We start from the raw sequence: 25,877 nt of genomic DNA, 5'->3' as shown, positions 1-25,877 counted from the left end.
CCATCTCACTTATTCAGGAGCAGCTAAGACCTGTGGCACCGTATTTGATCATGCCTGAAGTGCTGACGGTGACACTACGGGAATCGACATTGCTACTATCTGGGCAATAGATGAAAGTTGCTGCCCCATCACTTAAGCCATCAGGCCGAAACGAGATATTACTGCCTTTCACCGTATCGCTGCTGTTAAATCCTTCAACGACTTTTAGTGTTTTGTTGTGATCGTCGGGATCTACGGCATAAACCAGAATGCCATTATGCCAGTCGCTACCACAGACACCATCACTGGCGTAAGCGCAGACAAACACCGTCATCCCATAGCTAACGGCTTGGTTACGGGCAAATGCCAGCGATTGTTCTATACGGCTGATTTCAGAACGCACTCGGTAACCGTCATAGAGGGACTTTAGCGATGGCACGCCTACCGACAGCAGAATTGCGGCCACGGCAACAGTCACCATTAACTCCACTAACGTAAATCCGCGATATTTGCCCGACATGTTACACCCTGTTACTGAAGCGTGAATTTAAAGTATAGGGTGTTCAAGTGCCGGATGTCAGCAGAAATTGCCGTAATTCGCGGTATGACGGTCAATTACGACAGTTAATGTTATCACTGCTGCGCCGGGTTCTTCCGGCCTGATTCACAACGATGGCCTGACCATCCGCCACCGTTTTTTCGGGGCAATAGCTCAGGGTTCCATTGCTGCCACTTGCCAGCCCATCGGCGAGGAAGCGCACCGTTGTGCGGTTATAAAATAGACTGTCTTGGGAATGAAACGGGCCAGATTCCAGCAGTAACTTGTCATCGCTGTCTAGTTGCTGATTGCCATTACGATCAATAAAGATACTGACACCAGGTTGCCAATCACCATCGACACAGCGACTGTCTTCAAGGTGGCATACCGTGACCCGCGAACGGTAACTGATGGCATGATTCCGGGCGAATGCCAATAATTGTTGCAGTTGACGAATGGCTGAATCGGTACGATAGTGCCGTTGCAACTCGGCGAGAGAGGGTACCGCCACGCCGAGTAAAATAGCCAATATCAATAAAGTGATGATCAGCTCCACCAGCGTGAAGCCATATGCGGATAGGCGCTTCATGGGCAACTCCTTTGCGTGGCGATCTCGCATCCGGCGAAATCATGACCAATAGCAAGTGTAGTTGCTTGCGTTTCTCAATGCTGTATCGCTTTTAGATCATTCGCTAATATATAACCCGTGTTTTATGGATAATGCTTACACTCTGGCGCTGGTTTCTTGGGGCTGCGGAGCGTGATAAGCTAGCTCGATAAAAGTGGTATTTAGGTCATGAAGGAGTGCCTGATGAAAAAAGTAGAAGCCGTAATCAAGCCTTTCAAACTTGACGATGTCCGTGAAGCGTTGGCGGAGATTGGCATTACAGGGATGACAGTGCTGGAGGTGAAAGGGTTTGGGCGTCAAAAAGGCCACACAGAATTATACCGCGGTGCTGAGTACATGGTTGACTTCCTGCCTAAAGTGAAAATTGAGCTGGTGATCCAGGATGACTTATTGGATCAGGCGCTGGATGTGATTGTTGATGTTGCACGCACCGGTAAAATAGGTGACGGCAAAATTTTTGTCACCGAAGTTGAGCGGGTGATCCGTATTCGCACGGGTGAAGAGAACGAAGAAGCGGTGTAGTTTTCTCAAAAGTAAGGGCGGTCATTGACCACCCTTATTATATTTTTGCGCCCTTAATACGAGCCATGTACCAAAGTTTAACAGCAGCTTAGCGGCATCATTTCCACTTATCTTCCTTATAGAAGTCCATTTCAGGCGCTTCATCGTAATTACGGCGTTTAGTATCACGACGACGTTGTTTTACGCGCTTACTGTTGCGTTGCTTGTTACGCAGATGCTCTCCCCATGGAGAATCATCATCATCAAATTCATTTGGGTTTGACATGGTCCTGTTCCAGAAAATGTGCATATACGGCGCACCCTCTCTTTTTACCTAAAGGATCTGTCAAGCTAAAGCGAAAAATTTAATGTGTTTTGGTCAAAAATATTTAACAACGTTTTTGTCGCAGCAGTCGCTGCCGTTGCTACTGCCGCTGTTGGCGGCACATGCGCACGACAAACATGCCATCCGAATCTGCTTCAAAGGGCCAGACGGTCAAATATTCTGTCTTTTCCCCCGTAAAGGGATGTTGTAACAGCTGTAGCTGGAAATCGGCATTATCGTTGAGAAATCTATCCACGACGGCGCGATTCTCTGCCAGCGCCAATGAACAGGTGGCATACACCAGTATGCCGCCGGGTTTCACCGCGGCACTGGCTCGTTGCAGAATATCTAGTTGTAACTGAGGCTTATCGGTTACGGCTGTCACCTCATCGAGCCAGCGCATGTCTGGGTTGCGACGCCAAGTACCCGTACAGCTGCATGGGGCATCAACCAGCACGCCATCAAACATGGCCGCGGCTACGGGTAATTTATCAGACGGCCATAACGCTGGGCTGATAATGTCAAATTGCGCACGGCTGGCGCGTTTTTGCAGTTCCTGCAATGCCGATTGGCGGATGTCGGACGCAACAATATGTCCACGATTTTGCATCTGCGATGCCAGTTGCAGACTTTTGCCACCTGCACCACAACAGGCATCCCACCAGTGTTCTCCAGCTTGCGGGGCGCAGATATGTCCAATCACTTGTGATGCCAGATCCTGTACTTCCAGTTGACCATCTTTATATAACGACTGTTCGTTCAGATTGATACTCTGGTGACCGAGGCTGAGGGCATCGTCAAAAAAGGTGGACGCCTCGACGGAAAATCCTGCGGCTTGCAAGGATTGAATCGCGCTTGCTGTCGGTAGCCGTTGTACCCTTAACCATAATGGTGGTCGGCGGCTAAGGCTTTGTAACAGCTGCATCAGCTGGTTATCACTGAGTCCGGGTAATTGCGCCCAAAACCACTCAGGCACGAGTGCTTGTACTGGGAAATCACTACCGGAAAACCACAGTTGTAACAGTTCTGCGGCTTCGGTGAGTTGTTGCCAAGCGCTGCCTTCATGCGGTAATAACCCCGCCCGTAGCTGCCAAGCTGTCAGTGTTGCGTGCCAAGGATGTTGTTCCAATAAACCGCAAGTGGCGAGTTGTCGAAACCAGCGTTGTTCTTCATTGGCCGCCGGTATGCGTATTAACCAGCCATACCAGCGAAACAGTGCAAATAGCGTCTCGCGAATAATGCGCCGGTCTCGACCACCATGTTTTTTATTGAGTCGAAAATAACCCGCAACAACTCGGTCGGCACTCTGTTTGGATTGCAGGATTTCAGTAAATAACAGACGAATTGTCTGGGCGTAACTGTCAGCGTATTTTTCTGCTGGGGTCATAGCATAAAAGCGTTGGAAACTCTTGGCGCCAGTGTAACAGAAGCCGGGCCGCGACGCCTCAGTAGTCGAGCTCTAAAGCGAAGCACAAATAAGCCATCAGTTTCTGTGTGTGCTGGAACTGCTGATTACAGTATTCGGTAAAATTAGTAGCAGTGACGTTACTCAGTGGTACTTCTTTTACAGCAATAAAATCCTTGCGTTTTAATTCGTTAATCAGTGGATGTTGTTTATCGTAACCTTTAGGAGGACGCTGCAGACTGTCGCCATCAAGGTAAAATCCACCGTTCTCAAGGGCTGATAAAGCCTTTTTGTAGCCGTTAGGATTTTCATCAATACATTCTCGGATTTTGCCCAGAATGGGCGATTCAGGATGCCAGATCCCCGCTGCGAGAAAACAACCATCGTTGGCAAGGTGCACGTACAACCCTGGGGCATGTACATCTTTGCCTTGAAAATGACGAAACTGAATACCCACATTGGATTTATAAGGCGCTTTATCATGACTAAAGCGGGTATCGCGTTGCGGGCGCATCAGACTGCCACCCACTTTTTCGCTACCGCAGTGAGTCTTGGCGAGAGCGACACCACATATGGTTGCATCTGCTCAATAAACTGCAACGCAGGTGTCCGCACTTGAGTTTCATATTGTTGCTGATTGGTCTTAAACCAAGCTCGGTCATTATTGAGCTGCAATGCAGCCAGAAAATCAAAACAGCCTTGAGTAAACATGGTTCCCTTCCGTAACATCATTAGGGGGATAACGCGATTCAGCGTTTGGGGAGCGTTGCTTCCAGTTCAATATCGGTGCAGCCTTTATGGCAGCGAATATAACCGGCACTATCGTCACCGACGACGGGTAACTTGGCTTGCAACTGCTGACCACAGTGGCGACACAGCACCACGCGCCCAGCCAGCAGATTTTTAATCAGCTGTTTCTGTTCATGATAGGAAGCCGCGCGGCGACGGTTTAGTTCGTCAAAGTCCAGTATGCCCATAGTCGTTTGCGGTGAGTCACTAAAGTCGCGATTATAAGCTGCTTTATGGAAAGGCTTCAAATGCTGTGGATTATGCAATAAAAAAGCCCCGTAGTGCTACGAGGCTTTTTATAACATGCTAAATTACATGGCGTTTCTAAATATCTGACAGATTTCTTCGTGTGAAGCCTGTTTTGGGTTGGTTAAACCGCAGGCGTCTTTCAGAGCATTTGTGGCTAACACTGGAATATCTTCAGCTTTAACACCTATGCTGCTGAGGTTAGCGGGAATTCCGACATCGGCAGCCAATTGCTTGATAGCATCAATGGCGGCTTGGGCACCAGTGGCATCGCTCATGGAACTGACATCAACCCCAAGTGCTTTGGCAACATCTTTCAGGCGTGGTGCGGCAATCTGTGCGTTATATTCCTGCACAAACGGTAACAGCAGCGCGTTACATACCCCATGAGGCAGATCATAGAAACCACCTAACTGGTGTGCCATGGCATGCACATATCCAAGGCTGGCGTTGTTGAAGGCCATACCTGCCAGAAATTCTGCATATGCCATCTGTTCCCGAGCTTCCATGTTGTCGCCATGAGCGACGGCAGTGCGCAGATTGTCACGGATAAGTTCCATGGCTTTTACGGCACAGGCATCAGTAATGGGGGTGGCCGCAGTGGATACATAGGCTTCAACCGCATGGGTCAGTGCATCCATACCGGTGGCAGCAGTAAGCCCCTTAGGCTTCTTCAGCATCAGTTCTGGATCGTTAACTGAGAGTATTGGGGTTACATGTTTATCAACAATTGCCATTTTAATGTGGCGAGATTCGTCGGTGATAATACAGAAGCGGGTCATTTCACTGGCAGTACCCGCAGTGGTATTGATGGCAATCAGTGGTAACTGTGGCTTGGCTGAGCGATCCAGCCCTTCATAATCACCAATAGTACCGCCATTGGCAGCCACCAAGGCAATACCCTTAGCGCAGTCATGTGGTGAGCCACCACCCAGCGAGATCACACAGTCACAGTTATTTTCCCGCAGGAGTTTGAGCCCCGCTTCTACATTTGACACAGTAGGATTGGGATGTACGCCATCGTAAACCGTTACAGATAGCCCGACCTGACCCAATTTCTCGGCGATATTGCCGACAATGCCAATGCTGACCAGTGGTTTGTCTGTCACGATCAAAGCGTGTTTGAATCCAAGGTTCTTTATATCATTGATGGCGTCATCCACGGCGCCTTGACCCAGTACGTTGACTGACGGGATGAAAAATTTCGCAGCCATTTGTACACCTCCTAGTGTTGTTTGGGCGATTGGATGTGTAAGCTTATTTAACACAAGAAAAATCTAATGTAAATCAAATAAGCTTACAACTCAGATAATTGAACAAAAAATGCGATAATAGTCCCTTGTTATTGTTCAATACCTGTGATAGGTGGTAATTAGGTCTGACCACACTACAGTAGAAAGTGTAGTTCTCTGGGCGGTAAGTGAGCTGCTTTAGGTGTAATTTCCTGTCGTTGTGAAGGCTATTTGTTATCATGGTGCCACAACTCGCCTTCGGCCCGGCCTCAGTGGAAGCAAAATGGAAAAATATGAACAGCTACTGATTTCGTTACGTAAGATCATCCGGGCCATCGATTTACACTCCAAGCAGCTTAGCAAGCATTCTGGCTTGACGGGCCCACAGTTGATTGTGATGCAAAAAATTGCCGTATTGGGGATGCCATTGGCAAAGCAGGTAGCGGCGGAAATTAACCTCAGCCCTGCAACCGTGACGACAATTCTGGATCGACTAGAAGCCAAGGGCTTGGTGATCCGTCAGCGTAGTGTCACAGATAAACGTAAAGTTCACTTGCTACTCAGTGATGCTGGTCAGGCATTATTGCAAGCAGCGCCTAAGCCGTTGCAGGAACACTTCATAAAACGCTATCAGTTACTGGAAGAATGGGAGCAGAGCCAGTTGTTGTCGGCGGTTGAACGTATCGCAAACATGATGGATGCGGAGCAACTTGATGCGGCCCCGCTACTGCTGGTTGGCCAGATCTTGTCACATGAGGATGAATCATCACGGTAGTTTTGGTACAACCACTGCTACAAACTGGACATTTGTAGCAGGCAAGTGATGCCCCTTGTTCCAATCTCCTGAATTCACAATAAAAACCTGAATCCGTTTTGATATGTAAGTCACGATAGGTTGCACTGAATTGGTGATCTATTGCACGTTTTTGTGTCAAAATCTAACCAGCCAGTTCTGCGGTTAGGTGCAGTCGGTTGCTGCAAATTTGTCATGTCACTGTAATAGTTATTTGATTTTAAACATGTTAAATCATGTAGCAGGGGATTAGCGCTATGCCTTAGGTGCTGGATTTGCTTCTGGCATGGTAACTGCTCAATAATTGACTACTCGTCAGCCGACAAACAGGGAGTGCGTCGATGGATCTGGAGAAGTTGTTGTACTTACAGGGCGTGGGCAATGGCTTTGTGGACTGCGATGGCCATTATCACCCAACTCCTGCTGCTGATCGGCAAGCTATTTTGCAGGCGATGTGTCATGCAGAGCTTGCAGCCACAGACGGACAACTTACTGCAGATTGGGTTACACAACGCATTGATTTACTTGATGCCGCTCCTTGGCATAATTTCCTGCAACCGTTCCAATGGAGTGTCGCTGACACGCCCGCTATCAGGTTCCGCTGCCCACAGGCTTACACTGGTTCACTAATGCTGAATATTACCACTGAACGTGGCATTAGCCTCGAGCTGTGCTTGGCGGTGGCGCAATTGCCAGTGGTTGGTGACTATTACACCGATAATCGTCTTTATCTGGAGCGGGAACTGCAATTGGCGCAGTTTTTATCGGCCGAACAGTTATCAGCCATGCTTCCCGGTTATCACCAGCTCACGCTCACCGCACCTGACTGCCCCGAAGGCATGAATAGCGCTACAGGCGAAGGCGTGTGGATGCTATCTCCCAGACGTAGTTATGGGGCAGATCTTCCGCAACAGCTATCGCGCAAGCCTTGGGGCGTGAGTGTGCAATTATTCTCGCTCTGGTCTCGGCAAGCTGGTGATAGTCGTCGCACCGGTATCCCGGTCAAGATTGGCGATTTTCGGGTACTGGCCGAATTTATTCGGTTAATGGCCAGTAAAGGGGCTGACTTTATTCAACTTAACCCGCTACACGCCTTGCCGCTACAGGATGTTGAGGCCGCCAGCCCCTACAGCCCTTACGATCGGCGCCGCTTGCATCCGCTGTATATCAGCACTTCGATGTGCCCAGAAGCTTGCCACAGTGACTGGCAAGCTGAGTTACCCAACAAAATGCCAACCAATAACAACGGCAGTCTGTGGATTGATTACGCCGCAGCCTTCAAAGTAAAAGTCGTTGAGTTGAAAGCTTTGTTTAGAGTTTTTAAGCGTTATCCAGCGCAACATCCACGTAGGCAGGCTTATGCGCGTTTTATCGACGAGGGCGGTCAGGATTTACAGTTTTATGCGGTGACACAAGCACAGGAAGTGGCCGCACCCTGGTTAAAGAATGCCGATTTTTATCTGTATCTGCAGTTTGTGGCGGAGGAACAACTGGCCTATTGCCAAGCGTTGACGCAGGAGTATGGCATGCGTATCGGGCTGGTTCGGGATCTGGCTGTTGGCGCGATAGGTGCGGGCACTGAAGTTCGGCAGCATCCTCAGCAGTTTTGTACACATGCCAGCATTGGCGCCCCGCCAGATCCGTTTGCACCTCAAGGGCAGAACTGGGGCTGACGCCGCTAGACCCAATAGCCACACGACAAGCAAATTTTGGCCATTTTATCGAACTGTTACGCAGCAATATGCGCCACTGTGGCGCTTTGCGTATCGACCATATGATGGGGTTGTTTCGGCTCTGGTGGTGGCCGGTAACAACAGATGGCGCGCAGCACGGCGGTACTTATGTGTATTATCCGTTTGCTTGTTTTATGGCGATTTTACTGCTCGAAAGCGAGCGCGCCGGGTGCATGGTGATAGGTGAAGATCTGGGGCTGGTGCCCACTGAAATTATTGAACCTATGTACCGTGGCGGCATTTTTTCCAACGAGCTGTTTTACTTTTGTGTTGATGAATCCCGCCTGCCGCAATATGCCGGATTTAAACCTCCAACAGAATATAAACCCCACGCATTGATGATGTTGGCCAATCATGATGTACCGACCATGTCCGCTTGGTGGCAGGGCAAGGATCTGCTGCAACGTCACCAACTCAAACTGTATACCGATGACGAGTTACAACAGGCGCAGCAACGTCGGGCTGCTAAACGGCAAGGATTGCTGTGTTGGCTACAGGATATGAGCGGTTGCCCGCTTACTGCGGATGTTGATTTTGCCACGCTGTTGCCCATCTGGGCGGGTGCGGTTGCTGCTGGCAACAGTGAGCTGTTCAGCTTAGCACTCGCAGATCTGTTGGCAGAAGATGATGCTGTCAACATCCCCGGCACCAGTCATGAATATCCTAACTGGCGCCGCCGTTATTCCGTGCCGGTGGAGCAATTGTCGCAGCATGAGCTGTTTGAACAGACCATTGCGGCAGTGGCCGACGCCAGAACTCATCCTCGGAATTGATTAACAGGAGACACGCTGATGAAACGGCAACTATCCGCGAATGCCAATAAAGAGTCTGCCGCCGTTATTACCCCAGTTGCTGGCGGTATTGGCGCTGATACGGCGACCTGTCAGGCATTGGCGCACGGATATCATGGCGATGCTTTTAGTTGGTTGGGGATGCATCGGCTGGTAGTGGATGGCAAAAACTGTCTAGTCGTTAGAGCCGTACTCCCAGGGGCGGTTGCCGTCTTTGTTATTGACCGTAAATCTGGCAGCAAAGTCGCTCAATTACAGCCAGTTGATGGTGCCGAGCCGTTGTTTGTTGGCAAACTTGGAAGACGTACCACCCCTTTGCTTATCAGCTACAGGTGCAGTATCCCGAGGCGCAAGTGTTGCTGGATGATCCTTATGCGGTGCCATCGCTCCTAAATGAACGGGACACTTACCTGTTTTGTGAAGGTCGCCAGCAGCAGGCGTGGCAGTTTCTTGGTGCCAATTGGCAGCAACACGCAGGCGTTGACGGCGTGCTGTTCTGTGTGTGGGCACCCAATGCTAAGGCGGTGTCAGTGATTGCGGATTTTAATTTTTGGGATCAGCGTCGCCATAGCATGCGGTTTCATCCTGGCTCCGGGCTCTGGGAAATTTTCATCCCGGGTTTACAGGGGGAGAGCACTACAAGTACGCCATCCAAACCGCAACGGGGGCGTGGCAGCAGAAAGCCGATCCATTTGCCAGAGCGATGGAACCTCCGCCCCATAATGCTTCGCGAGTGCCTTTTGCTGAACAGTGGCACTGGGGCGATGAAAGCTGGATGCACAGCCGTAGCCAGATTGCATGGCACAAGGCGCCCGTCAGTATCTACGAGGTGCATTTGGGTTCTTGGCGGCGCAAGGGTGCTGATGGCCGTGAATATCTGAATTACCAAGAACTGATCGACCAGTTGCTGCCCTATGTGTCAGCGCTGGGATTCACACATGTAGAATTCATGCCGCTGAGTGAATATCCCTTTGATGGTTCTTGGGGCTATCAGCCAGTAGGTTTATATGCGCCCACTTATCGTTTTGGTAATGCTGCGGCGCTCAAAGCGCTGGTGGATGCTTTTCATCAGGCCGGCATCGGCGTGCTGTTGGATTGGGTGCCAGCGCATTTTCCGAAAGATCCTCATGGTCTAGCACGTTTTGATGGTACCTGTTTGTATGAACACGAAGATCCGCGGCGAGGCAGTCACCCCGATTGGGACACGCTGATCTACAACTATGGCCGTAAAGAGGTGCAGAGCTTCCTGTTGAGTAATGCCTGTTACTGGTTGCAGGAGTTCCATATCGACGGGCTGCGACTGGATGCGGTGTCTTCCATGTTATATCTGGATTACAGCCGTAAGCCGGGAGAATGGACTCCCAATCAGTATGGCGGCCGCGAAAATTTAGATGCCATCGCACTGTTGCAGGATCTTAATACCCGGCTCTATTCCCGTTACCCCGGCATCATGATGATTGCCGAAGAGTCCACGGCTTGGGGCGGGGTCAGTCGGAGTGTCGGGACTGGCGGTCTGGGGTTTGGCTTCAAATGGAATATGGGGTGGATGCACGACACCCTCAGTTATATCAGCCGCGATCCCATTCACCGCAGTTATCACCATCATGAGATGACCTTTTCGCTGGTGTACGCCTACACCGAAGAATTCATCCTGTCGTTGAGCCACGACGAAGTGGTACACGGTAAACGTTCACTCATCGAAAAAATTCCCGGTGATGACTGGCAGAAATTTGCCACATTGCGGGCCTACTACGGTTTTATGTGGGCGCATCCCGGCAAACAGTTGTTATTCATGGGCAATGAATTTGGTCAACGCCATGAATGGCAGCATGACTACAGCCTCGATTGGCATCTGCTGCAATATGAGCCCCACCAGCAGTTGCAGCGTTGGGTGACCGAACTCAACCAATGTTATCGGCAATGTCCGGCGTTATGGCAGCGTGATGGTGAAGGCAGTGGTTTTGCTTGGCTGGATTGTACCGATGCTGCCGACAGCATATTGGCTTTTTGCCGATTTGATGATCACGGCAATGCGCTGGTGGCCGTGTGTAACTTCACCCCCACGGTGCGTCATGGTTACCGTATTGGCTTACCCAAGGCGGGTCATTACCGGGAATTGCTTAATAGTGACAGCCATTTTTATGGTGGCAGTGATGTGGGTAATGGCGGTGGCATTAATGCTGAAGCCCTGCCGTGGCAGGGCATGCAGCACAGTGCCATGATCGAGTTACCGCCACTGGCCACCGTGTATTTCCAATGGCAGGAGAGTGACTGATGCAGATGTGCCACGGCCAACCTTATCCCCTTGGTAGCCAAGTGATCCGCGATGCTGACGGCCAAGTATCGGGGGTGAATTTTGCGCTGTTTTCTGCGCATGCGACGCAGGTGGAGTTATGTGTCTTCCGTGCGGAAACTGGTGGGCACTGGCAGGAAATCGGCCGTTATTCATTGCCGCAGCAGCGGCAACAGATCTGGTGTGGTTTTCTGGCGGGGCGGAACCCGGTATGTACTACGGTTATCGGATTGATGGCCCTTATCAGCCGCATCTTGGTCACCGCTTTAATTCGAACAAACTGCTGCTCGACCCCTATAGTCGCTGGATTGCCGGAACTTTGCAGCCGGGGCCATGGCATTTGGGCTACGCGAGAGTCGATGCCGCGGGTAAACCGTTAGATGACGAGTGTCAGCTGGAATTACCCGAAATTGATCACAATAGCACCCAAAAAGTCAGCGCTGACGGTGGTATTGGCGACGATTCTCGTCCCAATAGCTGTGATAACGCCTGGGCCATGCCGCGTTCCGTGGTGGTTGAAGATCGGCCATTTGATGGCGTGCGGTTATTGTCGCGGCCACTGAGTGATGAAGTGATCTATGAGATGCATCTCAAAGGCTTCAGTGCGCGGTTACCTGGGCTGGCTGAACATCTGCGCGGCACTTTTGCCGGGCTCGGCAGCGATGTGGCGATTAATTATCTGAAATCCTTAGGGGTTACCTGCGTAGAGCTGTTACCGATACAGAGTTTTTTTCCGAACCTTTCCTGACCGATAAAGGCATGAGCAACTACTGGGGCTACAACAGTATCGGCTTTTTTGCGCCCCATCCAGCTTATTGCGCGACTGTTGATGGGGTTCAGGAATTCAAACAGATGGTTGATGCGCTGCACCAGCAAGGTATTCGGGTGGTGTTAGACGTTGTATATAACCATACCGCGGAAGGCAGCCGGCTCGGGCCACAATACAGTTTCCGGGGCATTGATAACGCCAGTTATTACCGTTTGCACCCCAATGATAAACGTTTCTATATCAATGACACAGGTTGTGGTAACTGCCTCAATATTAACCATCCTCGGGTGCTGCAACTGGTAATGGATTCATTGCGTTATTGGGTGTCGGTGATGGGGGTTGATGGCTTTAGATTCGATCTAGCAACTTGTCTCGGGCGTGAGCCACAGGGGTTTGACCGGGGCAGTGGTTTTTTTGATGCACTGATGCAAGACCCGGTACTTAGTGGTGTCATGTTGATCGCTGAACCCTGGGATATTGGGCCTGGGGGCTATCAATTGGGGCAGTTCCCACTGGTATTTTCTGAATGGAATGACAGATATCGCGACACCGTGCGGCGTTTTTGGCGTGGCGATCACGGCATGTTGCCGGAACTGGCTAAACGATTGCATGGTTCTGGTGATCTGTTTGAACACTCGGGTCGTGGGCCATGCAGTTCCATCAATTTTATCAGCAGCCACGATGGTTTCACGCTCCGAGATCTGGTCAGTTATGAACTGCGCCATAATGAAGCTAACGGTGAAGATAACCGCGATGGTCACCACGAGAATTTCAGTGCTAATTATGGCGTTGAAGGGGCAACTGAGCAGCCGGAGATCCAGGCCATTCGGGCGCGCCAGAGCCGTAATATTTTAGCGACACTGCTGTTATCGCAAGGAGTGCCGATGCTGCTGGCAGGTGATGAGCAGGGTAACAGCCAGCAAGGCAACAACAACGCTTATTGTCAGGATAACCTGTTGGGGTGGGTGGACTGGCGGGATGACGAAGAAAGTCATGCGCTGCAACGCTTCTGTCGGCGACTGATTGATATTCGCCGTCAGTCCGCAGCGTTCTGCTGCCCGGGCTATATCCATATCGATGATCCCGCGGCACCTCAGGCGCTGGCTTGGTTTGATGCCAGAGGTGAGGCGATGAGCCGTATCCACTGGTCAGAAGGGCATTGCCGTAGTTTGCAGATGTTGCTGAAAAGCGAAGATAGCCAAGGTCAGCCCGAGATGTTGCTGTTGCTGTTACATGCCGGAGATGAGCTACACACATTTACCCTTCCAAAAATCAAGGTGGCTTGCCGTTGGCAGCCTTTGTTAAGCAGTGTGACCACTGATGGTGAACCGCAAGACAATACGCTGCGAAAAGCCGGTCAACAGTTATCGTTAGTTTCACGTAGTTTATTGTTATTTAAAGCGATTATATCTTCCCCAGTCAATTAACCGCATGTGACATTTGCCGCATCTCGCCAAGGAGGAAGCATGACAGATACCCCGAAAACCCCGGCCCGCCGTACCAGCAAAGGCCGCAGCCAAAACAAGCAAAGCACCGTTAGCCCCGTAACCATCCCGGCTCATGAACCCTGTGAACCTTGTGATTCACTGAAAGCCGCGTTTGCCCGACAGTTGCGTTACGACTTGTGTTGGGACGAGCAAAATGCCGATGCCATGTTTCATGCGCTGGCCCTTAGCGTCAAAGAGCAGTTATTGGACAGCTGGCGTGACACCCGTAACCAGGATTTGCAGCAACAAAAGAAACATGTGGCTTATCTGTCATTGGAGTTCCTGATGGGGCGCACGCTCGGCAATGCGTTGCTGAACATGGAACTCACGGACGAGTGTCATAGTGTGTTGCAGGAATATGCCGTCAGGCTGGAGACCTTAGAGCAGCAGGAACATGATGCCGGACTGGGTAATGGTGGCCTAGGGCGGTTGGCGGCCTGTTTCCTCGATAGCTGTGCGACCCTTGGCCTGGCGGTGACCGGTTATGGTATCCGCTACGAATATGGCATGTTTTTGCAAAAAATTGTGGATGGTTATCAGGTCGAACAGCCGGACCGCTGGCTGCGTGACGGTAATCCGTGGGAAGTCCGGGTACCGCAGCACAATGTGACCGTGCATTTTGGCGGTCATACTCAAAGCTATGTGGATCTCCGCGGCCGGCGTCACATGCTCTGGCTCGATACTCAGGATGTCCTGGCGGTAGCCTATGATGTGCCTGTGCCCGGTTATCGCAATGGCCGGGTCAACACCTTGCGCCTATGGAAAGCCGAAGCGACCAACGAATTTGATCTGGCCGAGTTTAACCAAGGTGATTACACCGAAGCGGTGGCTGCCAAAAATCAGGCGGAGCAGATCACTATGGTGCTGTATCCCAACGACAGCAGTGAGAACGGTAAAGAGTTGCGCTTGCGGCAACAGTATTTTTGTCTTCGGCCAGCTTGCAAGATCTGCTGCGTAACTGGGTGCAACTGCATGGTATGGATTTTACTGAATTTCCCAAGTTCAATGCGATCCAGTTAAACGATACCCATCCGGCTATTGCGGTGCCGGAATTGATGCGGCTGCTGGTGGATGTTTATGAGCTGGAATGGGAGCCCGCCTGGCAGATTGTGAGTCGCTGCATGGCCTATACCAATCATACGTTATTACCCGAAGCGCTAGAGCGCTGGCCGGTGCGCATGTTTGCCCACATGCTGCCGCGCATTTTAGAAATCGTCTATGAAATCAATGCCCGTTATCTTGATGAAGTGGCACATCGCTGGCCGGGCGACGTCAACAAGTTGCGGGACATGTCGATTATCGAAGAGGGGCCTGAGCCGTACATCCGCATGGCCTATCTGGCAATTGTGGCGAGCTTCTCCATCAACGGTGTGGCAGCATTGCACACTAAGCTACTGACATCTGGGTTGTTTTATAATTTCCACGAACTATGGCCGCACAAATTCAACAATCGTACTAACGGCGTCACGCCACGCCGCTGGCTGGCGTACTGTAATCCTGAACTTGCACAATTGATCAGCAGTCGTCTGGGCCATGACTGGGTGACAGATCTCAGTAAATTGTCGGCGCTCAATGCCTTTACTCAGGATCAGGCATTTGTTGATGAGTGGCGTAGCGTCAAACAGCATAACAAGCAGAAGCTGGCAACGCTGGTGGCGGAGCGCTGCCATGTGGAGTTCGATACCCATATGTTGTTTGATGTTCAGGTGAAACGTATCCATGAATACAAACGCCAATTACTGAATATTCTGCACGTCATCCATCTGTACCAACGGGTGTTGAGTGGCGACACCCAAGGGATGCAGCCCCGTTGTGTGTTGATCGGTGGCAAAGCGGCTCCCGGCTACGCAATTGCTAAACTTATTATCAAATTAGCCAACAATGTGGCGCATATGATCAACTGTGATCACCGTGCTAAGCCATGGCTGCGCTTTGCTTTCTTGCCCGACTATAACGTCAGTGCCATGGAAACCATTTGTCCTGGTACTGACCTGTCGGAACAGATTTCTACGGCGGGTAAAGAAGCCTCAGGCACTGGCAACATGAAATTCATGATGAATGGTGCATTAACGCTGGGCACCTTGGATGGTGCCAATATCGAGATGCTGGAAGAGGTAGGCGAAGACAACTTTTTCCTGTTTGGACTCAATGCGCAGTCGGTGGATGAATTACGCGGACATTACCGACCGTGGGAATATATCGCAGCTTCAGAAGCGTTGAGAGGGGTGATGTCGCTGTTGAAAAGTGGTCATTTTAATCTGCAAGAACCGGGGATTTTTGCACCGATTGTGGCCGCCATTGAATCACCTACAGATCCGTGGATGTTGGCAGCAGATTTTGAATCTTTGCGGTTGGCACAACTTGAAGTGGCCAAAGCCTATCAGGACTGGCAACGATGGACCGCTATGAGTATTCGCAATACTGCCGCCAGTGGCCGGTTTTCCAGTGATGTGACTATCGCGGGTTACCGGGATCATATTTGGAAGGCACGTTAACGGCCTTTTTTCAGTTGGGGAGACAGAGGATATGTCAAATTCTAGTTTGCGCTTTATCAGCAACTTAACCCGCGATACCTATGCGTTGATCCTGGCAGGAGGCCGGGGAGTCGTCTGCATGAACTGACCGACTGGCGAGCCAAACCGGCACTGTATTTTGGCGGTAAATTCCGTATTATCGATTTTCCGCTGTCCAACTGTGTTAACTCAGGTATCCGCCGGATTGGGGTGGTCACCCAGTACAAATCTCATTCGCTTATCCGTCATATCATGCGCGGTTGGGGGCATTTCAAGAAAGAGTTGGGGAGTCCGTTGAAGTGCTGCCGGCATCGCAACGCTATTCAGATAACTGGTATCAAGGAACAGCCGATGCGGTATTTCAAAACATCGATATCATTCGCCACGAATTACCACGCTATGTGATGGTGCTTTCTGGCGACCATGTGTATCGCATGGACTATGCCGGGCTGTTGGCGGCCCATGCAGAGTCCGGTGCCGACATGACGGTATCCTGTATGGAAGTCCCGGTCGCAGAAGCCGCGAATGCGTTTGGGGTGATGGAAGTGGACACCGGCAATCGTATTCTCGGTTTTGAGGAAAAACCGGCGCATCCCAAGTCGTTACCGGACAATCCAGAACTGTGTTTGGCCTCTATGGGCAATTATGTCTTTAACACTGATTTTCTGTTTGAGCAGCTCAAGCGTGATGCGCAGAATGCCGAATCACAGCGCGATTTTGGGAAAGATATCATCCCATCGATTATCAAGAATCATAGGGTTTATGCGTATCCGTTTCGCAGTTCGTTTCCTAACGAACCGGCCTACTGGCGGGATGTTGGAACGCTGGACTCCTTCTGGACCGCAAATATGGAGCTGTTGTCACCAACGCCAGCCTTAAATCTTTATGATGCCAAGTGGCCTATCTGGACATATCAGGAGCAATTGCCACCCGCCAAATTTGTATTTGATGACGATGGCAGACGCGGCATGGCGGTGGACTCTGTTGTCTCCAGTGGTTGTATCATTTCCGGCGCCACAGTCCGCCACTGTGTGTTGTTCAACGAAGTGCGGGTTTGTTCTTATTCAGTGGTCGAAGATGCGGTTATCCTGCCTGACGTGGTGATCCTGCGTAACTGCCGTATCCGTAAAGCGATCATTGACCGCGGCTGTATTATTCCCGAAGGCATGGAAATAGGTTATAACCACGAGCACGACCGTGCCAAGGGCTTCCGCGTGTCGGAAGATGGGGTAGTGCTGGTAACCCGAGATATGTTGGGTCTACCGGTAGGTTATGAATAACAGACAACAAGGATAACAGACAACCGATGCGGGTATTGATGCTGGCTGCTGAAAATGCAGCCCTCAAAGGGGCGAAAGTGGGTGGGATGGCTGATGTGTTGCGGGACTTGCCGTTAGCCCTACAGCCTCATGGCGTTGCCGTCGATATGATTATGCCGGACTACGGCTTCTTGGCACGGGAACAACAGGCAGAGTTTGTTTGTGACTTTGTGGTGCCGTTCGACAGTGGCCATTATCCGCTGAAGCTGTATCGCTTGCCTAATCCATTGCTGCCGGATGTGTGGATCTATCTGTTAGCCCATGAGATGTTTGTCTCGCCTGGTCATGCCATCTATACCCAGGATGGCCCTGGTCGCCCATTTGCTACCGATGCCAGTAAATTTGCTTTGTTCTGTACCGCCGTTGCCACCCTGCTTTGTGGTGGCTTGTTGCCGTTACCAGAACGGCTGCATCTGCATGACTGGCATTGTGGCTTTTTCAGCATGATCCGGGCGTTTGAACCGGCGTATGTCAAATTGCAGCAAATCCCTACGGTTTTGAGCATTCATAATCTGGCGATGCAAGGGATCCGACCATTGACCGGCGATATTTCCTCATTGCAGTCCTGGTTCCCGGCCATGACCGCGTTGGGCAGCAAGGTGTTAGCCGCCGCGATTGACCCCCGTTATCCTGACTGTGTGAATCCGCTACGGGCGGCCATTAACCTTAGCAATGCGGTTCATCTGGTGTCACCGGGCTATGCCGAAGAGGTGTTGCAGTCCTCGCGGCCTGCCGATGGATTTTTGGTGGTGAGGGGCTAGAACTGGATCTACAACGTTTGCGCCGTGGCGGCAAGCTGTTTGGTATTCTCAATGGCTGTAACTATAACGCTTGCTTCCCTGAACTGCCGCGAACGCAACTACGGTCACAGTTAAATCAACTGGCGTATCAGGCTCTGCTGAGCAAACTGGGCTATAGCGAGTTTGTCCATTCATCGGAGATGATTGCGCAGATCCGTTTGGCGCAGAGTCAATCGCCACAAGGTTTTTTACTGACATCTGTTGGGCGACTCACCGATCAGAAAATGTTGATCCTAAGGCAACCCTGGCAAGGCGGTTTGGTGTTGGATGCCATCTTAGAACAATTGGCGTCATGGGATGAGTCGGCACGTTTCTGGTTATTGGGCAACGGCGATGCGGCATTGGCGCGGGAGTTCAGCGAAGTGGCCGCCCGTCATCATAACTTTCTGTTTATCAACGGCTATCATGAGCAGTTGTCGGCGGCACTTTATCATTGCGGAGATCTATTTCTGATGCCCAGCTCCTTTGAACCCTGTGGCATCAGCCAAATGCTGGCACTAAAAGCTGGGCAGCCTTGTCTGGTGCATGGTGTTGGTGGTCTTAAAGATACGGTTGCCGATGGCCGCAACGGTTTTGTATTTGCCGGCAATAATCTACAGCAACAAAGTGAAGCCTTGCTGCAAACATTGGCACGAGCCTTAGCCCTTTTTAACACTACGCATTGGCAGCAATTGGTGGCGGTGGCTCAGGCCAGTCGCTTTGAATGGCGTGACAGTGCCCGCGAATATGTGGACAAGCTCTATAGTTCAGCTAACTAATCGAAGAAATTCAAAGGACTCTGCTAAAATCAGATCGATGGTGTAGCGGTTTTTTCAGGGCCTTCGGAGCCAGATATGTTTCTTCCATTAGTGCAGAATGCAGCTTTGCTGTTGGCGTTGATCCTGATCTACGATGCGATTCCGCTGAATCGCAATAACAGTCGTTATCTGGCGTGGTGGCAACTGCTGTCTGGCGTGTTGGTTGGTGGGATCTGTATTGCGGTAATGCTGACCCCGTGGACTTACAGCCCTGGGCTTATTTTTGATAGCCGCAGTGTGCTGCTGTGTATGGCGGGGCTGTTTTTTGGTGGTATTCCAACACTGTTAGCCTGCGTAATTGCCTCCTTGTTTCGTCTCTATTTGGGCGGCGAAGGTGCCTTTATCGGTATTGGGGTGATCTGGACCAGTGGCTTAGTGGGGATTGGCTGGCGGAAGTGGCGTAACTGGAATCGCCAGTCACTGACTCATATCAGCTATCTGGAACTGATTATTTTTCCCTGTTGGCACACGTGCTGATGCTGCTGTGGATGTTGCTATTACCAGCAACGCTTGCGGTTGATGTGATCTCACGTATTGCCCTGCCGGTGCTGTTACTGTTTCCGCTCGTCAATATACTGATGGGCAAACTGCTGTCTCGACGTTTGGAATATGAAATTGCCCAGCGGCTGCAACTGCAAGATGATTTCTTGTTTCGTTCACAGTTTAACGTGGGAAATTACGGGATATCTATCAGTTCGCCTGAGCATCGTTTCCTGAAGGTGAATCCACATTTTTGTTATATGTTGGGTTACAGCGAAGAGGAACTGCTGCATAAAACTTGGGATAGTCTGACGCATCCTGATGATATGGATGACAACATCAGCAATTTCAACCGGATGATGTCTGGCGAAATTGAACGTTACGAATTAGAAAAACGTTTTATCAAGAAAAACGGTCAAGTGCTTTATACCCACGTGACGGTGTCTTGCCAACGCAGTTTCCACCAAGTGCAACTGGTCATTGCCGGTTATATCGATATCGGTGCGGCGAAAGAGGCGCAGCGAGCATTGGCCGTGAGCCATGCCGAGTTAGAGTTGGTGTTGGCCAGTAGTCGCTTAGGCTATTGGATGTGGGATCTGGTGAGCGATCAGATCTCTAATGATCAGCAGACTGCTGTGATGTTGGGGTGTTCTCTGGCAGAACTCAATGAAGGCAAACAAGTATGGCTCAATGCCATTGTTAATGAAGATCGGGTCGAAACCTTTCATGCGCTAGAGCAACATATTGCTGGCATCACTCCCGCTTATCGCAACGAGTACCGTATCCGCCGCACTGATGGCGAAATTCGCTGGATCCGCGATGTGGGAAAAGTGATGGAGCGTAAAGAGGGCAAGCCCGTCAAAATTTGTGGTATTCATCAGGATATCACCCGCGAAAAACAGCGCGAAGCCTCGTTAAAACTGGCCGCTTCGGTTTATGAGAATAGCAGTGAAGCCATGAGTGTTCTCAATCGTCATGGCAAAATTCTCAACATTAACCCCGCCTTTTGCGCCATCATGGGATACCGTGATGAAGATATTATTGGTAAAAATATCAGTCTGTTGAAAAGTGAACGTTACTCAGCAGCTGACTTCCACGCCATCAAAAAAGAGATAGGTAAGTATCAACGTTGGCAAGGGGAGTTATGGGTGCGGCGGCACGATGGTCAGGAGATTATCACTTGGCTGACCATCAACACCATCGGGGGCAAGAAAGGCGAGCCTAAGCAGTGGGTAGCCCTGTTCTCTGATATTACCGAGAAGAAGCATTCCGAACAGGTGATCTGGCATCAGGCTAATTACGATCCCCTTACTGGCCTGCCGAATCGCCGTATGTTGCTGGATCAGCTGTACCATGAGATCCAGCGAGCGCATCGTCGCAATAGTAAGCTGGCACTGTTGTTCCTCGATTTGGACTTCTTTAAGGAAGTCAACGATACCCTGGGGCACGATATGGGCGATCAGTTGCTGATCCAGACGGCTGCCAGGTTGCGTGAGTGCGTGCGCGAATCCGATTTTGTGGCACGTCTTGGCGGTGATGAGTTCACGATTATTCTCTCGGATGCTATCAGCTCTCAGGGGATTGAACGGGTTGCTGCACAGATCCTGGCGCGTATTGCCGAGCCCTACAAACTGGGCGATGAAACCGCTTATATCAGTGTCAGTATCGGCATTACCCTGTATCCCGATGATGGTGATGCCGAAGATGTGTTACTGAAACATGCCGATCAGGCAATGTATGCGGCCAAAGAGCAAGGGCGCAATCGCTACCACTATTTTACGGATTCGATGCAGCAGCAGGCACATTACCGTATGCGCTTGATCCAGGATCTGCGTTCAGCGGTCGAGAACAGTGCCTTCCAACTGAGTTATCAACCCATTGTGGAATTGGCTACTGGTAAAGTCACTAAGGCCGAAGCTCTTATTCGGTGGCATCATCCACAACGTGGGCAAGTTTCTCCGGCTGAATTTATTCCCGTGGCAGAAGACACTGGCTTGATCTTTGCCATTGGTAATTGGGTGTTCCATCAGGCGGTTAAACAAGGTGCGCAGTGGCGCGAGCAATTTGGCACTGCGGTACAGATCAGCATTAACAAATCCCCGATACAGTTCCGCGATGAAGGCTCCCGTTTTCATGAGTGGCTACAGACATTGCAGCAGTTGCCCGATGGTGGGATCTGTATTGAGATCACCGAAGGTCTGCTGCTGGATACCAACATGGCGGTATCGGAAAAACTGCTAGCGTACCGAGATGCCGGGGTGCAGGTGTCGCTGGATGATTTTGGTACCGGTTATTCATCGCTGGCTTATTTGAAGAAGTTTGATATCGACTATCTGAAAATCGACCAGTCATTCACCAAAAATATCGACAATGACGCCAGCAATCAAACCTTGTGCGAGGCCATTGTGGTGATGGCACATAAACTCGGTATGAAAGTGATTGCTGAAGGGGTGGAAACCGCGGCGCAGGCAGCGTTGTTACAACGGATTAACTGCGACTATGCTCAGGGTTATTTTTATTCTAGACCTGTGCCAGCAGCAGAATTTGCCGCGCTTTATCTGCAATCCTCGGTTGTTGATAAGCGCTCGGAATAACCTTTGGCGGCGTGTATACTGCGCGCTTTTATTGCTGCGGATCTATTATGCTGTTTTCTGAATTATCACTGCCTCATCCATTGCTCACTGCGGTGACAGATTACGGTTATCGCCAACTGACGCCCGTACAGCAACAGGTATTACCATTGGCGCTCGCGGGGCATGATCTGCTGGTGTCGGCGCAGACCGGCAGTGGTAAAACGGCAGCGTTTGCTTTGCCGATAATCGCTCGGTTAACGGTTGCTGAGCCGCTTGCCGCCAATGAAACTCCCAGTGCCACACCCAAAGCACTGATCCTTACCCCAACCCGCGAATTGGCACAGCAGCTTGCCACGCATTTTACCGCGTTTGCGCTGGGGTCATCGTTACAGATTTGTGCCGTCTATGGTGGCGTTAATTTTCGGCCACAGCGCCAGCGGTTACAGCAAGGCGTCGATATTCTGATCGCGACACCGGGGCGCCTATTTGACCACTTGAGCCAGGATTATCTGAATCTCAGTCAATTGCAGTTTCTGGTGCTGGATGAGGCCGATCGCATGCTGGATATGGGATTTATTAAAGATATCCAACGCTTGCATAAATGGTTGCCCATCAAGCGACAGACCATGTTGTTTTCTGCCACGTTCCCGCCCGCCATTCGCCAGTTAGGGCAGCAATTGACGCAGCAGCCACAATGGGTTGAATTGCCACACAGTGCGACTCAGGGCCATATCCGTCAGCAGGTGTTACTGGTGCCTAAACAGCGAAAAGCCGAGTTGCTGGCAGAACTGGTGGGGAAACATAACTGGCAACAGACACTGGTATTCGTCAACACCAAGGATGCTGCTAGCCGTCTAGGGCAGGAACTGTCATTGGATGGCATCAGTAATCAAGTATTTCATGGTGACCTAACACAGGGGGCGCGAAATCGGGCTTTGGCCGCTTTTGTTGACGGCCAGATCCGGGTGTTGGTAGCCACCGACGTTGCCGCTAGAGGCCTGGATATTCCGGCTTTGCCACGGGTGATCAATCTGGAACTCCCGCCTGAGTCGGATGATTATGTGCACCGCATTGGTCGTACTGGCCGTGCGGGTATGGACGGCGAGGCTTGGTCTATGGTCAGCCCGCAGGAATTGCCGCAGCTACAACAGTTGCAACAACAACTGAAGCTAACTTTGCCACAGCAAACCCCTGTCGGCTATGAAGCCACTGCACCATTGCCCGAGCGCTATCGTAGTACTGCCAAGGTTGCGGCGACTCCGCGTGCCAAACGTGCTTTCCCTCAGCGGCAGCGAGCCAAACCTGCACGCCGATAACAGGTGTCGCTGTTGGTAGATTTGGGTACACTTGGCAACTTGCTGAATGCCAGTCTCAATAACTTATTATGATCATTACCGCCGTTCCGACCCATGTTATCACCGGTTTCTTGGGAGCCGGTAAAACCACCTTTATCAAAGCCTTGCTACAAACCAAACCGGTTGATGAAACCTGGGCGGTGCTAGTGAATGAATTTGGCGAGATCGGCATTGATGCCGGACTGATGGGCAATGGCAATGCACAGGTTGTGATCCGTGAAGTAGCAGGTGGCTGTATCTGCTGTGCTGCCGGAGTACCGCTGCAAGTGGCGATTACCCAGTTACTGGCCAAAGCCAAGCCGCAACGTTTGCTGATTGAACCCACAGGTTTAGGCCATCCGTTACAGATTATGCAAACACTGCAATCGGACGGGTTTGCTCAGTCGATTCGCTTGCTTGCCTCTGTGTGTCTGCTAGACCCGCGTAAACTGGCCGATGCGCGCTACCGTGAACATGAAACGTTCAAGGCTCAACTTGCGAGCGCTGATATCCTGTTGGCGGCTAAAGCTGATTTGTGGCAGACGCAAATGGATGTCAGGCAGCAGTTACAGCAGTTTCTGGCGCATTATTTCCCTCAAAAACCTTGGTTATCTTGGTCGCAACAGTTACCGCTACCCACTGAGTTGTGGCCATTAATGCAGCAATCAGCCAGTGAGACAACCGCTATTGCCAAGCAGCGAGCTTCATGGCTGCAACCCACTGTAGACTTCAGCACTGATGCCGGCAGCGCAGCCGATGAGGTGTTTGATGCCAGAGGCGTGTTATTCAAACAACATCAGGATGGCAATGCTTGCAGTTATGGCTGGGTATTCTCACCTTCCTGGGTATTTTCACTCGCCCCACTGTTGCAATGGGTCAAAGCCCAGCAGGTGATGCGGCTGAAAGCGGTCATGATCACTGCTGATGGCATTGCAGCGTTCAACATGTTGGAGGGCGAATTACAGCTAGAAGAGCTGGATGATGCGTTGGATTCTCGGTTAGAGCTTATCAGCCGTGAGCCTCTGGATGCTGCACTGTTGGAACAGCAATTATTGGCGTGTGCCGCTGTGGAGGAGTGATGGGAGGCAGTATAAAGATGGAAACTGAGGCTGATCTGGCATTGCTGCAAGCGCCTGTTCCCAAGCTGTTCTGGCGTTATACGGTGCCAACCATTGCCTCGATGTTAGCAACAGGCATTTATGTGACCATCGATGGCATGTTCATTGGTCATTACTTGGGCGCCGATGGCCTGGCAGGGATCACGTTAGCCTATCCGGTCGGCGCGGTGTTATATGCGCTGGGAACCTTAATCGGCATGGGCGGCGCGGCGCTGGTCTCTCTGCTGCTAGGACAGGGGAAAGTCGCCGAAGCCCGGCAGGTGGTGGCAAATAGCTTTACTCTGGCCTTGCTGTGTGGCGCCGTGCTGGCGGTGGTGGGGAGTGCCGGGAGTGAAGCGGTGCTGCGACTGCTAGGTGCCGAAGACCAAGTGTTGGCCTATGCCAGTGATTATCTGTTCTGGTATTTTGTGCTCGGCACCTTGCCAATTCTGGCGACGACCTTCACCGCCATGTTACGTAATGATGGGCATCCGGGCACAGTAACGCTGATCCTGATTTTGGGTGGTGTACTGAATACGCTACTCGACTGGCTGTTGATTGTTGTGCTGCCTTTTGGCTTGGCCGGTGCAGCCATCGCAACCATGTTATCTCACGGGGTGACAGCCGCATTATGTTTGCGCCATTTTTTCAGTAGCCGCACCCGGTTGCAGTTACATCTGGGACAACTGCAACTGCGGTGGCAGCATGTACGTGGCATCTGTCGACTGGGGCTTTCCAGTATGCTGATGAGCCTTTATCTGTCAGTGGTGCTGACGCTGCATAATATTGCCTTGTTATGGCAGGGCAACGAACTACATCTCGCTGCCTATGGTGTTATCGGTTACACCGAAGCCATGTTTTATCTGATTTTTGAAGGCATTGCGCTTGGCACTCAGCCAATCCTCAGTTTCAACACCGGTGCTAGGCAGCCACAACGGGTGCGTCAGGCAGCCAAGCTGGCTTTTAGTGTTACCATAACCACAGCCTTGCTCGGCTGGTTGCTCATCTATGGCAGACCACAGTGGATGCTATGGTTGTTTGCTGGCGATAACCCACAGTTGGCTCCGGTAGCCATTGAGGGCATGTATCTGTATTTCTGGGGCTTACCGCTGGAAGGTATGGTGTTGGTTGGTGCCAGCTTGTTTCAGGCCATCAATCGCCCTAAAGAAGCTGCTATGCTCACCGGCAGCAAAATCCTGTTAGTGGCGGTGCTCTTGTGGGTGCTCGGTGGCTTGTTTGGTGTCAATGGCGTGTGGCTGTCGTTATCTTGCTGTAGCACCCTGTTATGGTTGTGGATGGTGCGTACCTTAAAACGCTTGGATAATGCCATAAAATAGTTTTATCTATTTGTTTTAAAATGGATTAATTTAAAAGTCACTAAAGAAGCGATTACCATATTAGCGGTTTTGTGGTATTAATGAGACCGCATTGAGTCAGTATTCGGAGGTTGGTGTG

13 protein-coding genes and 7 pseudogenes are annotated in these 25,877 nt (G+C 51.0%); 13 read left to right on the top strand and 7 right to left on the bottom strand.

Annotated elements, in window-relative coordinates:
- Nucleotides 1–13 precede the first annotated feature (13 nt).
- A complete protein-coding gene (locus tag KHX94_RS04395; protein ID WP_213682514.1) occupies nt 14–499 on the bottom strand; it encodes a GspH/FimT family pseudopilin in 486 nt (161 codons plus the stop codon).
- A gap of 91 nt (nt 500–590) precedes the next feature.
- A complete protein-coding gene (locus KHX94_RS04390) occupies nt 591–1,106 on the bottom strand; it encodes a GspH/FimT family pseudopilin (protein ID WP_213682513.1) in 516 nt (171 codons plus the stop codon).
- Between the two features lie 222 nt (nt 1,107–1,328).
- Between KHX94_RS04390 and KHX94_RS04385 the strand changes: the two genes are divergently transcribed.
- Entirely contained in the window at nt 1,329–1,667 is a 339-nt protein-coding gene (locus tag KHX94_RS04385; protein WP_213682512.1) for a P-II family nitrogen regulator, read from the top strand.
- A gap of 97 nt (nt 1,668–1,764) precedes the next feature.
- On the opposite strand, the gene KHX94_RS04380 is transcribed toward KHX94_RS04385, so the two are convergent.
- From KHX94_RS04380 to yiaY, 5 genes and pseudogenes are all read right to left on the bottom strand, one after another.
- On the bottom strand, nt 1,765–1,932 hold the full coding sequence (locus KHX94_RS04380; protein WP_213682511.1) for a small highly charged protein: 168 nt from the start codon (nt 1,930–1,932) through the stop codon (nt 1,765–1,767).
- Between the two features lie 139 nt (nt 1,933–2,071).
- Nucleotides 2,072–3,358 carry an RsmB/NOP family class I SAM-dependent RNA methyltransferase gene (locus KHX94_RS04375; RefSeq protein WP_213682510.1) on the bottom strand — a complete coding sequence of 429 codons (1,287 nt, stop codon included), beginning with the start codon at nt 3,356–3,358 and terminating at the stop codon, nt 2,072–2,074.
- A gap of 58 nt (nt 3,359–3,416) precedes the next feature.
- A pseudogene (locus tag KHX94_RS04370) lies at nt 3,417–4,087 on the bottom strand (DUF2461 domain-containing protein).
- A gap of 38 nt (nt 4,088–4,125) precedes the next feature.
- The gene (locus tag KHX94_RS04365) at nt 4,126–4,431 is read right to left on the bottom strand and encodes a hypothetical protein (RefSeq protein ID WP_244859325.1); all 306 of its coding nucleotides are present in this window, start codon (nt 4,429–4,431) and stop codon (nt 4,126–4,128) included.
- Nucleotides 4,432–4,476: 45 nt separating this feature from the next.
- Entirely contained in the window at nt 4,477–5,625 is a 1,149-nt protein-coding gene (gene yiaY, locus KHX94_RS04360) for an L-threonine dehydrogenase (protein WP_213682509.1), read from the bottom strand.
- Between the two features lie 301 nt (nt 5,626–5,926).
- On the opposite strand from yiaY, the gene KHX94_RS04355 reads away from it, so the two are divergent.
- The 12 genes and pseudogenes from KHX94_RS04355 (at nt 5,927) to KHX94_RS04300 (ending at nt 25,759) form a co-directional block, all read left to right on the top strand.
- Entirely contained in the window at nt 5,927–6,418 is a 492-nt protein-coding gene (locus tag KHX94_RS04355) for a MarR family winged helix-turn-helix transcriptional regulator (RefSeq protein WP_213682508.1), read from the top strand.
- A 359-nt stretch (nt 6,419–6,777) separates the two neighbouring features.
- Nucleotides 6,778–8,942: pseudogene (malQ, locus tag KHX94_RS21705) on the top strand (4-alpha-glucanotransferase).
- Nucleotides 8,943–9,008: 66 nt separating this feature from the next.
- Nucleotides 9,009–11,235 (top strand): annotated as a pseudogene (gene glgB / locus KHX94_RS04340) (1,4-alpha-glucan branching protein GlgB).
- Nucleotides 11,235–13,449 (top strand): annotated as a pseudogene (gene glgX, locus KHX94_RS04335) (glycogen debranching protein GlgX). The pseudogenes glgB and glgX overlap by 1 nt, the downstream one beginning before the upstream one ends.
- A 39-nt stretch (nt 13,450–13,488) precedes the next feature.
- Nucleotides 13,489–16,004: pseudogene (locus KHX94_RS04330) on the top strand (glycogen/starch/alpha-glucan phosphorylase).
- A gap of 31 nt (nt 16,005–16,035) precedes the next feature.
- Nucleotides 16,036–17,302 (top strand): annotated as a pseudogene (gene glgC, locus KHX94_RS04325) (glucose-1-phosphate adenylyltransferase).
- Between the two features lie 26 nt (nt 17,303–17,328).
- On the top strand, nt 17,329–18,102 hold the full coding sequence (locus tag KHX94_RS21380; protein ID WP_342345809.1) for a glycogen/starch synthase: 774 nt from the start codon (nt 17,329–17,331) through the stop codon (nt 18,100–18,102).
- 17 nt (nt 18,103–18,119) lie between these two features.
- Nucleotides 18,120–18,899, top strand: a complete 780-nt coding sequence (locus KHX94_RS21375; RefSeq protein WP_342345808.1) for a glycosyltransferase — start codon at nt 18,120–18,122, stop codon at nt 18,897–18,899.
- 75 nt (nt 18,900–18,974) lie between these two features.
- Nucleotides 18,975–22,012: pseudogene (locus tag KHX94_RS04315) on the top strand (EAL domain-containing protein).
- Between the two features lie 47 nt (nt 22,013–22,059).
- Nucleotides 22,060–23,307 (top strand): DEAD/DEAH box helicase, encoded by a 1,248-nt coding sequence (locus KHX94_RS04310; RefSeq protein WP_213682505.1) that lies wholly within the window; start codon nt 22,060–22,062, stop codon nt 23,305–23,307.
- A gap of 68 nt (nt 23,308–23,375) precedes the next feature.
- On the top strand, nt 23,376–24,404 hold the full coding sequence (locus KHX94_RS04305; protein WP_213682504.1) for a CobW family GTP-binding protein: 1,029 nt from the start codon (nt 23,376–23,378) through the stop codon (nt 24,402–24,404).
- Nucleotides 24,404–25,759: an MATE family efflux transporter gene (locus tag KHX94_RS04300; RefSeq protein WP_244859324.1), complete on the top strand. Its 1,356-nt coding sequence runs from the start codon at nt 24,404–24,406 to the stop codon at nt 25,757–25,759. Before KHX94_RS04305 ends, KHX94_RS04300 begins: the two co-directional genes overlap by 1 nt.
- The last annotated feature ends 118 nt before the right edge of the window (nt 25,760–25,877 follow it).

Origin of the sequence: Shewanella dokdonensis (assembly GCF_018394335.1) — a bacterium.
Classification (GTDB): Bacteria; Pseudomonadota; Gammaproteobacteria; order Enterobacterales; family Shewanellaceae; genus Shewanella; species Shewanella dokdonensis.
This window is presented reverse-complemented; position numbering and strand designations above follow the sequence as displayed.